Genomic DNA, 8674 nt, shown 5'->3' with positions numbered 1-8674 from the left:
TTCTTGGGCCAGGACGACCACCCGCCTCGCGCGGTCGGTGAACCTCTCAAACATGCGCACTCCCTCGACTGCTGCGTCGGCGGCCCGTAACCTCCGTGGATCGCGTCCACGGCGGACAGCACCGTGAGACCACTCTAGTAGCCATGCGGTCGCGCTTGCGTACCACTACGGCAACCGGGCGGCCCGTTCGCACCCGGACGGCGACCCGGTCGGTCACCGCTCATCATCCGGTTGCGCTGCACCTTTACTCCCTCTCGAACGTACGGGACCGGATCAGGATTCCGCCCGGGCACCCCTGTCCGCTCAGCGCGAACACCCCCGCGCGACCGGGTGGTCTCACTCTGTGGCCACCCGATTGGCGCAATCGCGCTCCGTATGTAAGGTTAGGCACGCCTAATTACGACGGCGAGTGGCCAGGAGCAGGGGGTGGACCGGTGAACCCGCAGCGCTCGCGCGACGACACCCGCGAGATCGGCGACGGTCTCGCGTCCTCCCTGCTGCGCGCCAGCACCCGGTACGACCTGCGCCGCGACGTCCCCGAGGACTGGTTTCGCTGCGCTGACCTGCTAGACCGGCCCGCGCTGTTCGTCGAATGGCGGTCCCGGCTGACCGAATGGCTGATTCAGCAGCACGGCGTGGCACCGGAGCGGACCGCGGCCAGCTACGTGATGTCCTGGTACCTGTACGTCCCCGCGTACGTGGGCGCGTTGCTGCTGCACCACGAGCGCCGAGTGCCGTGCCTGAAGCCGGAGCAGCTCGCGTTCGGCCTCGGCCCCGACCGGCCGCATCCCGAAGGGATGGCCGTGCTCAGCGACGCCTTCTACTGCCTGCCCACCGACCCGGGCAGCGTCCGCCCTGAGGCGACTGTCGTGGCCGACGAGCGCGCGCTGGCCGCGGTGCTGCGCGCGCAGTTCGTCGGCCACGCTGCCCGCTTCGTCCGCGCGTACTCCCCAACCACCCGCCTCGGCCGCCGCATGCTCTGGGCAGCCGCCACTGACGCGCTGGACGGCGCGCTGTGGCGAGTGGGCAAGCAAGGCGGGACGGCCGAGGCCGAAGGCGCTGGCGTCGCGGACGCGGCATTGGTGCTCGACGCGCAGTACCGCCCGCTGACCTCGGCGTCCACCTTGCGCATGGCGGTCAACGACGACGGCCACCGGGCGTGGGAGCGACGTCGGGAGAGCTGTTGCTTCTCCTATCTCCTGCCCGGCGAGGCGGAGTGCGAAAGCTGTCCGCGCATCTGCCGCCGTTGATCTCCATCGAGTGAAAATCTCAGGCGTACGGATTCCGGCCGGTCGCGCCCAGCGCCCGATGCAGCACCGGCGCGGTTTCCGGCACCGCGACCTCCGGGCCGAAAACGCCGCCGGCGCGAGCCTGCTCGCCCATCCCGGCCGCGAAGGCGAGAATCACTTCGGCGGCTTCGTCCGGGCAATTCAGCTCGACGCCGCTCGCCCGCGTCAGGTCCCAGGCGTGCAGGACCAATTCGCCGAGCACCATGTCTCCGACGACCGAGGCAGGCAGCTCCGATCCGCCGAAGGCGACGGTTCCGGTCCACGCCTCCGGCGGGGTGAGCGCGGCAACCACATCGTCGGTCAATTTCTCAAGCGCCTTCGGCCAGTCATCGCCGACGAGCGAGGCTTCGGCTTCGCTCGGCGCGGGCGGTTCGTAGGACTCCTGACGAATAGCGGCAGCAAGCCAGGGGCCCCAGTAGAAAAGATGGTTGAGAAGACCGCGAACGTCGTAGTCGGCGCATGCGGTCGGCGCGGTCAGCGACGGGGCGGCAGCCGCGACGCGCCTCAGTTCGGCGGCGGCCGGGGCAAGCAGTCCGGAGTGATTCGACATGCGCCCGAGCCAACCACGGCGGGCGGCGGCCGTCTTGAAATTACGCGACGCAGTACCGTTTTAGCCATGGGGCGGATCCCGAGCGGCATCCTGAACGAGCGGACGGCACGCACCAAGTTCACGCTCACCCGGCACCCGCCCGCCCCGGAACTGCGCGATTTCGTGGAACACCACTGGGTGCTGCGCTGGGACCTGACCGAATCCCACGATCAGCACGTGCTGCCGAATCTGTCGGTGCACGTGACGTTCTTCCCTGAAGCCTGCGGAGTTTACGGTCCGGCGCACGAACTTTTCACGCATCGGCTCAGCGGACGCGTGCACGGGATCGGAGCCCGGATCCGGCCAGGCTGTTTTCGCCCGTTCCTCGACGCCCCGGTGCGCACCCTCGCCGATCGCATGGCGGACGTGACCACAATCTTCGGGCCGGCCGCCGCGGTCGCGGAAAAATCCGTCCGGAATGCCGAGACGGACGCGGAAATGATCACTGCAATCGACAACTTGCTGATCGCACGCGCCCGTCCCATTCCACGGGCGAGCAGGGTGGCCGCGGAGGCGGTGGAAACAATCGCCGCGGATCCCGGGATCACCAAGGTCGCGGAACTGGCGGCGGCACTTGGACTGTCGATCCGGGCGGTGCAGCGGCTGTTCGCCGAGCACGTCGGAACAACGCCGAAGTGGGCGATCCGGATTTACCGGCTCAACGAAGCCGCCCGGTTGCTCGCCGCACCGGCCGCACCGGATTACGCGGATCTGGCGACTCGGCTGGGCTATAGCGACCAACCTCACTTCATCCGCGATTTCCGCGCAGTGACCGGAGCCCCTCCCGCGGAGTACGCCCGCTCCGCTCGCCGGCTGATGTCGTGCACTCCGGACGGCGCAAAGCCGGGAATCTAATGCGCACGCCAAACGGCCGCCGGGAATGTTCCCGACGGCCGTTTGACGTGCAGTCCGCGAAGTCCCGGCGCGGTGCGTTCTCCCGGTTCGCTAACCGGAGGACCGCATCCGCGAGTCCGGAAATGCCCGGGTCAGTTCTTCTTGTGGTAAGCCTCGACGACCTCCGACGGGATGCGCCCGCGGTCGGAAACCTGGAAACCGTTCTTGCGGGCCCACGCGCGAATCGCCTGGTTCTGCTCGCGGTCGACCGCGGCCGGGCGGGCCGGGGCCTTGCCACCGGCGACCGGACGCAGCGGCGCGCGCTTGCGGCCACCGGCGCGACGAGCGTGCTCGACGTACTGCGCCAGCGCGTCCCGCAGCTCCTCGGCGTTTTCGCCCGACAGGTCGATCTGGTAGCTCACACCGTCCAAACCGAACTCAACGGTCTCTTCCGCCTCACTGCCGTCGAGGTCGTCGACCAGAGAGACCAGCACCTTCTGTGCCATCTGATTCCTCCTGCGGGGCTTACCCGAATGATCTGGCTACATGATCTGGTTTCGGGGCAAGCCCCGAGCTACAGAAGTCTTTGACACCCATATTAATACCCGCTTGCTCCGCCGTAGGCAAATCCGCATTGAGGAAATCTCGAGCGGAGCGACGAGCGGCCCCCTATTCGGGCCGTACGAGCGGGAAGAGGATCGTCTCCCGGATACCGAGCCCGGTCAGTGCCATGAGCAGCCGGTCGATCCCCATTCCGACCCCGCCGCTCGGCGGCATTCCGTACTCGAGCGCGCGCAGGAAATCCTCGTCGAGACGCATCGCCTCGCTATCGCCCGCGGCGCCGAGCCGGGCTTGTTCGGTGAGCCGCTGCCGTTCCACGACCGGATCCACCAGCTCGGAGTATCCGGTGGCGAGTTCGAAACCGCGTACGTACAGGTCCCACTTCTCGGCCACGCCGTCGCGGCTGCGGTGCTGCCGGGTGAGCGGCGAGGTCTCGAGCGGGAAATCCCGGACAAATGTGGGCGCGTACAGTCCGTCGCCGACGAGATGTTCCCACAGTTCTTCGACGAGTTTGCCGTGCGCTAGCTTGGGATCCACCTCGATCTCGCGCGCCGAGGCGATCTTGTGCAGTGCTTCGGCCGGAGTATCCGGCGTCACTTCCTCGCCGAGTGCTTCCGACAGCGACTCGTACATGCCGAGTGTCGTCCATTCGCCGGAAAGGTCGTACTCGGTTCCGTCGGCGAGAGTGACGACCTGGGTGCCGAGCACGTTCTCCGCGGCCTCCTGGATGAGTTCGCGGGTCATCACGGCATTCGTGTCGTAAGTGGCGTACGCCTCGTAGTACTCCAGCATCGCGAACTCCGGCGAGTGCGAGGAGTCGCTGCCCTCGTTGCGGAAGTTCCGGTTGATCTCGAAGACCTTCTCGATCCCGCCGACCACACAGCGCTTGAGGTACAGCTCCGGCGCGATGCGCAGGAACAGCTCGAGGTCGAAGGCATTGGAATGCGTGACGAACGGCCGGGCGGCGGCACCGCCGTGCAACGTCTGCAGCATCGGCGTCTCGACCTCGGTGAATGCCCGGCGGTGGAAGGACTCCCGCAGCGAACGCATCACGCCGGCGCGCGTGCGCACCACGTCGCGCGCCTTCGGCCGCATAATCAGATCGACATAACGCTGCCGGATTCGCGTTTCCTCGGCCAGCTCCTTGAACGCCACCGGCAGCGGGCGCAGCGCCTTCGCGGCGATCTGCCAGCTGTCGGCCAGCACGGAAAGCTCACCGCGCTTGGAGGTGATCACCTCGCCGTGCACGAATACATGGTCGCCAAGATCGACAGTGGACTTCCACGAGGCGAGCGACTCGGCACCGACCTGCGCGAGACTCAGCATCGCCTGCAGTTCCGTGCCGTCGCCCTCACGAAGAGTGGCGAAACACAGTTTGCCCGTATTGCGGAGAAACATGACGCGACCGGTGACGCCCACCGACTGACCGGTGCTGGTGTCGGCTTCGAGACCGGAATGTTCGGCACGGATCTGCGCGAGACTGTGCGTACGCGGAACCTCTACCGGGTAAGGATCGGCGCCCTCCGCGATTATCCGGTCGCGCTTGTCCCGGCGCACCCGCATCTGTTCGGGCAGGTCGTCATCGGGCAGTGCGTCGGACGCGGGGAATTCGGTCATGGCCATAGCGTACGAAGCCGCTGGTGAACCGCGTCAACCGGATTCCCCTTACGGAGCACTCACGGTATTAGGGTGGTTACCCGTGAGCGATCCCGGCACTGACGCGGAACTGCACGCCCGGCGCGCTTCCTCCTTCGGGGACCAGGCAGGCGCCTATGCCCGGCACCGGCCGGACTATCCCCGCGCGGCACTCGAATGGGGTATGGCCGGCGCGTCCCGGCCGGTCCGCGACGTGCTCGACCTGGCCGCGGGCACCGGAAAATTGACCGAGGGACTGACCGATCTCGGCCGCTCGGTGACCGCGGTGGAACCCGACGCGGACATGCTCGCCGAACTGTCCCGGCTGCTCCCGGACGTTCCCGCGCTGACCGGCAAGGCCGAGGACATCCCGCTGCCGGATGAATCAGCGGACGCGGTTTTCGTCGGGCAGGCTCTGCACTGGTTCGATTTAGAAGCGGCGTTCGCCGAGATCCGCCGGGTGCTGCGGCCGGGCGGCGCGGTAGTCGCGCTGTGGAATCACGACGACGAATCGGTGCCGTGGGTGCTCGAGTTCTCCCGGCTCATCCGCACCGGGGTCAGCCGGGGGTTCGCCGATCCGGATCGCCCGCTGCGCGCGGACGGCTTCGGCCGGTTCTCCCACGAGCTGTTCACCCACACGCACCGGCGCACTGTCGATTCCCTGCTGGCGACCGTGGCGACGCATTCGCATCTGCTCGTCGCTTCCGCCGAAGACCGGGACCGACGGCTCGCCCAAGCCCGCAAGTACCTGGAATCCGTTCCGCAGGCGGGAACGGGCGAATTCGACTATCCCCTGGTCACCACGGTTCTGCGCGCTCGCCGGAGCTGAGTGGCGACCGAAATCACCACCTCGGCGCGGCCGGACGGTGCTAATTTCGGAAGTGGCGGTGCTCCGCCCCGGACGAGCGCGTCGTACCCGGTGACGACAAGACGGCGCAGTGAACGCATCCGTCACTGCGAAAGGTTCTTGATCATGTCCTGGCTCGTTCTTGTCGTTTCCGGATTTCTCGAAACCGTGTGGGCCGCGGCCCTCGGCGCGTCGAAAGGCTTCAGCAAACTCTGGCCGAGCGTGCTGTTCGGCGGCGCGCTGCTGCTCAGCATGTCCGGCCTCGCGTACGCATTGCGCGAAATTCCGCTCGGCACCGGATACGCGGTGTGGGTCGGCATCGGCGCGGTAGGTACCGCGGTGTACGGGATCGTCGCGATGAACGATCCGCTCACCGTCGGCCGGATCACCTGTCTGGTGCTGATTGTCGCCGGGGTCGTCGGGCTGAAATTGTTCCACTGATCTTCACGTGAGCGAGATATCCAGCGCGCGGAGCCGTTCCGGCGCGGAAATCACGTCGATCCCGGTAATCCGGTCGCCGTCGAATACGAAGGTCAGCGCCACAGCCAGCCGGCCGCGCGGGGCGAGCACCAGGCCGGGAACGCCGTTGACCAACGCGACCTGCGTACTGCGCGCGACTTCCGAAGCGAGCAGTGCGCCCTTGCTGACCGCTCGGACGCCGCGTAGCACCACGGGTGCCGCGCCGGTGTCCGAGTGCAGCACGACGTCGGGATCGAGCACTTTCAGCAATCCCGCGAAGTCGCCTTCACGAGCAGCCGCGAGATAAGCCTCGACCGCCCCGCGCCGCCGGCTCGCGTCGGCCGGAGTAGCTTCCCCGCCGCGCACTCGGCGACGGGCCCGGCTGGCCAACTGCCGGACCGCCGCTGGACTGCGGTCGAGGATCTGCGCGATGTCCTCGAACGGCACCGCGAACAGATCGTGCAGCACGAACGCGATCCGCTCGGCCGGGCCGAGGACGTCGAGCACGACAAGCATCGCCAGGCCGACGGAATCGGCCAGCTCAGCTTCTTCGGCGAGATCAGCGCTGTCGTCGCCGCGGTCGACCGGGAACGCGTCCAGCGAGTCCTCGCGGCGACGTTCGCGCGTGCGCAACAGGTTCAGGCACACCCGCGCCACCACGGTGGTGAGCCAGGCGGGCAAATTCTGCACTGCGGAAACATCCGCGCTGTCGGCGCGCAGCCAGGCTTCCTGCACCGCGTCATCGGCCTCGCTGAGCGAGCCGAGCATCCGGTACGCGACCCCGCGAAGCCGCGGACGCTGTTCCTCGAATTGGGCCGCGAGCAGGTCTCGGTCGTCCACCTGTCACATCTCCTTCGCGGGCGGGTTCATCCCAGTAGGACACCCCCAGTGCCCAGCCCTGCGGCACTTTACCCGGAAGGAATTGTCATGACGACGATCTTGGTCACCGGCGGCACCGGAACCCTCGGCAAGCTGGTCGTTCCCGCACTCGGCGACGCCAAGGTGCGCGTGCTGAGCCGGAACGCGAACGGCCCTGGCCGGTTCGCCTGCGACCTGATGACCGGCGAAGGGCTGGCCCCCGCCGTCGATGGCGCCGACGTGGTCGTGCACCTGGCAGGCGGCCCGAAAGGCGACGACGTGGCGACCGCGAATCTCGTCCGCGCCGCAGAACGCGCCGGAGTCGGCCACCTGGTTTTCATTTCGGTGATCGCCGCGGACGCGGTGCCGCTGGGCTATTTCCGCCGCAAGCACGAAGCCGAAAAGCTCGTCGCCGCGGCGGACGTGCCCTCGACCATCCTGCGCGCGGCCCAGTTCCACGGCTTCTGCCTCAACGCCGTGCAAGCGGCGGCGAAACTGCCGATCGTGCCGGTACCGGCGATCCATTTCCAGCCGGTCGACGCTCGCGAAGTGGCGACGCGGATCGCGCGGCTGGCGCTCGGCGACCCGGCCGGGCGAGTGCGGGATCTGGCCGGGCCCAAGGTGTACGGCATGGACGAGCTGGTCGACAAGTATTTGCAGGCTCGCGGACGGCGACGGCTGAAAATGCCGATGCGCATTCCCGGTGCGGCCGGAAAGGTCTACCGCGCGGACGGCAACCTCAACCTCGACGCGGACACCGGCACCCGCACTTTCGAGGAATACCTCGCCGAACAGTTCGGCTAACGCACATTCCGTTCGTACACCAGCCGCAGCCCGAGCAGCGTGAGGTCCGGCACGTGCTCCTTGATCGTCTCGGATTCGCCCAGCACCAACGGGGCCAGGCCGCCGGTGGCGATCACCGTGACCGGATCCGTGCTGTCGGCCTGCAATTCGCGCACGATCCGCCTCACGAGCCCGTCGACCTGGCCGGCGAAGCCGTAGAGAATGCCGGATTGCAGGCATTCCACGGTGTTCTTGCCGATCACCGAACGCGGCGGGACGAGTTCCACCTTGCGCAGCGCGGCCGCGCGGGCGGCGAGCGCGTCCACCGAAATCTCGATGCCCGGGGCGAACGCCCCGCCGAGGAATTCCCCCCGGGCCGAGATCGCGTCGACATTCGTGGACGTGCCGAAATCGACCACCACACACGCGGTGGCGTGCAAATGGTGCGCGGCAAGGGTGTTCACCAGCCGGTCCGCGCCGACTTCCTTCGGGTTGTCCACCAGCAGCGCGACCCCGGTGCGCACGCCGGGCTCGACCACGACCTTCGGCACCCGCGCGTAATAGCGGCCGAGCATCACGCGCAGTTCCCGCAGCACCGCGGGAACCGTGGACAGCGCGCTGATTCCGGTGACCGCGTCGGCATGCGGGCCGAGCAGGCCGCGCACGGTGAGGGCGAGTTCGTCCGCGGTCATCCGCGCGTCGGTGCGCATCCGCCAGTCACCGACCAGCTCGGTGCCCTGGTAGAGGCCGAGCACGATGTTGGTGTTGCCGACGTCGACAGTGAGCAGCAACGAGGTCTTCCTTACTGCGGCTCGCGAT

Annotated in this window: 10 protein-coding genes and 1 riboswitch; of the genes, 5 read left to right on the top strand and 5 right to left on the bottom strand. The window is 67.8% G+C overall.

The features are described 5' to 3' along the window. Positions 1 to 434: 434 nt before the first annotated feature. Positions 435 to 1250 (top strand): (2Fe-2S)-binding protein, encoded by an 816-nt coding sequence (locus ACFSVL_RS14445; protein WP_378304243.1) that lies wholly within the window; start codon positions 435 to 437, stop codon positions 1248 to 1250. A gap of 19 nt (positions 1251 to 1269) precedes the next feature. Here ACFSVL_RS14445 and ACFSVL_RS14440 read toward each other — a convergent pair whose 3' ends face one another. After that, on the bottom strand, positions 1270 to 1839 hold the full coding sequence (locus ACFSVL_RS14440; RefSeq protein ID WP_378304241.1) for a TIGR03086 family metal-binding protein: 570 nt from the start codon (positions 1837 to 1839) through the stop codon (positions 1270 to 1272). 66 nt (positions 1840 to 1905) lie between these two features. On the opposite strand from ACFSVL_RS14440, the gene ACFSVL_RS14435 reads away from it, so the two are divergent. Further along, positions 1906 to 2733 carry a DUF6597 domain-containing transcriptional factor gene (locus ACFSVL_RS14435; protein WP_378304239.1) on the top strand — a complete coding sequence of 276 codons (828 nt, stop codon included), beginning with the start codon at positions 1906 to 1908 and terminating at the stop codon, positions 2731 to 2733. A 131-nt stretch (positions 2734 to 2864) separates the two neighbouring features. On the opposite strand, the gene ACFSVL_RS14430 is transcribed toward ACFSVL_RS14435, so the two are convergent. Further along, complete coding sequence (locus ACFSVL_RS14430; protein WP_020664267.1) at positions 2865 to 3218, bottom strand: histone-like nucleoid-structuring protein Lsr2; 354 nt, start codon at positions 3216 to 3218, stop codon at positions 2865 to 2867. Positions 3219 to 3381: 163 nt separating this feature from the next. Then, positions 3382 to 4890, bottom strand: a complete 1509-nt coding sequence (gene lysS, locus ACFSVL_RS14425; protein ID WP_378304237.1) for a lysine--tRNA ligase — start codon at positions 4888 to 4890, stop codon at positions 3382 to 3384. An 82-nt stretch (positions 4891 to 4972) separates the two neighbouring features. On the opposite strand from lysS, the gene ACFSVL_RS14420 reads away from it, so the two are divergent. Both ACFSVL_RS14420 and ACFSVL_RS14415 read left to right on the top strand, forming a co-directional pair. Beyond that, positions 4973 to 5737: a class I SAM-dependent methyltransferase gene (locus ACFSVL_RS14420; protein ID WP_378304235.1), complete on the top strand. Its 765-nt coding sequence runs from the start codon at positions 4973 to 4975 to the stop codon at positions 5735 to 5737. 49 nt (positions 5738 to 5786) lie between these two features. Next, a riboswitch (guanidine-III (ykkC-III) riboswitch) is annotated at positions 5787 to 5848 on the top strand. A gap of 33 nt (positions 5849 to 5881) precedes the next feature. Continuing rightward, entirely contained in the window at positions 5882 to 6196 is a 315-nt protein-coding gene (locus tag ACFSVL_RS14415; RefSeq protein ID WP_378304233.1) for a DMT family transporter, read from the top strand. Between the two features lie 3 nt (positions 6197 to 6199). Here the strand turns inward: ACFSVL_RS14415 and ACFSVL_RS14410 are convergent, their stop codons facing one another. After that, positions 6200 to 7054, bottom strand: a complete 855-nt coding sequence (locus ACFSVL_RS14410) for a sigma-70 family RNA polymerase sigma factor (protein ID WP_378304231.1) — start codon at positions 7052 to 7054, stop codon at positions 6200 to 6202. Between the two features lie 87 nt (positions 7055 to 7141). Between ACFSVL_RS14410 and ACFSVL_RS14405 the strand changes: the two genes are divergently transcribed. After that, positions 7142 to 7876 carry an SDR family oxidoreductase gene (locus ACFSVL_RS14405; RefSeq protein WP_378304229.1) on the top strand — a complete coding sequence of 245 codons (735 nt, stop codon included), beginning with the start codon at positions 7142 to 7144 and terminating at the stop codon, positions 7874 to 7876. Here the strand turns inward: ACFSVL_RS14405 and ACFSVL_RS14400 are convergent. Then, positions 7873 to 8646 (bottom strand): type III pantothenate kinase, encoded by a 774-nt coding sequence (locus tag ACFSVL_RS14400; protein WP_378304227.1) that lies wholly within the window; start codon positions 8644 to 8646, stop codon positions 7873 to 7875. The genes ACFSVL_RS14405 and ACFSVL_RS14400 overlap by 4 nt on opposite strands. Positions 8647 to 8674 lie beyond the last annotated feature (28 nt).

Origin of the sequence: Amycolatopsis silviterrae (genome assembly GCF_042684085.1) — a bacterium.
Taxonomy (GTDB): Bacteria; Actinomycetota; Actinomycetes; order Mycobacteriales; family Pseudonocardiaceae; genus Amycolatopsis; species Amycolatopsis silviterrae.
Note: the sequence above shows the minus strand (reverse complement) of the source record. Positions and strands in the feature narration are given on the sequence as shown.